Annotated in this window: 1 protein-coding gene; it reads left to right on the top strand. The window is 64.5% G+C overall.

The window, feature by feature from the left end; all coding sequences use genetic code 11:
• Positions 1-1,314 (top strand): condensation domain-containing protein (locus tag AC09SL_RS29425; RefSeq protein WP_479571998.1); only part of this gene is annotated, 1,314 nt, incomplete at both ends.

The raw sequence follows: 1,314 nt of genomic DNA, 5'->3' as shown, positions 1-1,314 counted from the left end.
GCTGCCGAGCAGGGCGACCCGTATCTGCTTCAATCGCAGTTTGCCTTCGACAGCCAGGAACGTCTCGACGGGTTCGTCGAGGCATTGCAGGTGGTCATTGATCGCCACGACATCTTGCGCACCAGCATTGTGTGGGACGGTTTTGACGAGCCTATGCAAGTGGTCTGGCGCGAAGCCAGGCTGCACCTCGAAGCACTCGATCTCGACCCGGCCGCGGGTGATACCGTTGGGCAACTGCGTCAGCGTTTCGACCCGCGCCATCACCGTATCGATGTCGCCCAGGCGCCGCTGATGCGCTTGGCTTATGCAAGGGACGAGGCCAACGATCGCCTGGTCGCGACACTGTTGTTCCATCACATCGCCCTGGACCACACGGCGATGGACGTGGTGCAACACGAGATGCAAGCGCACCTGCTGGGTGAAGCCGGGCAACTGGCCGAAGCGGTGCCTTATCGAAATTACGTGGCCCAGGCCCGCTTGGGCGTGAGTCGCGAAGAGCATGAGGCGTTCTTTCACGACATGCTCGGCGATATCGACGAGCCGACGCTGCCCTTCAACCTGCAGGATGTGCAGAGCGGCGGACGCGATATCGAAGAGACCAGCCAGGCGGTGGATGCCGGCCTGGACCAGCGCCTGCGGGCCCAGGCCCGTCAACTGGGGGTGAGTGCCGCCAGCCTGGTGCATCTGGCGTGGGCGCAAGTGCTGGCCAAGGTGTCCGGCAAGCAGGAGGTGGTGTTCGGTACGGTCCTGATGGGCCGGATGCAGGCGGGCGAGGGCGCTGACCGCGCACTGGGGATGTTCATCAATACCCTGCCGCTGCGCGTGAGCCTGGGCGACCAAGGCGTCAAGGCGGGCGTCAAGGCGGTCCATGGGCAACTGACGGCCTTGCTCGGGCACGAACATGCCTCGCTCGCGCTGGCCCAGCGTTGCAGTGGCGTGGCGGCGCCGCTGCCGCTGTTCAGCGCCTTGCTTAACTATCGGCACCGCGCTACGGGCGAGGCGTCGGCGCAGGCACTGCAAGCATGGCGTGGCATCCACGTCCTGGACGGGGAAGACCGCACCAATTATCCGCTGACCTTGAACGTCGATGACCTGGGTAGCGGTTTCAACCTGACGGTGCTGGTCGCGCAGCAGATCGGCGCCCAACGGGTCTGCGCTTATATGCACGCAGCGCTACAGACGCTGGTGCAGGCACTGGAACAGACGCCACAGGCGGCGCTGTATCGCCTGTCGATCTTGCCCGACGCGGAACGCGAGCAACTGCTGGTGACGTTCAACGCCACCGAGGCTGACTATCCGCAGCAGCAGACGATC

It is taken from the genome of Pseudomonas sp. PF05 (assembly GCF_056521845.1).
This window is presented reverse-complemented; position numbering and strand designations above follow the sequence as displayed.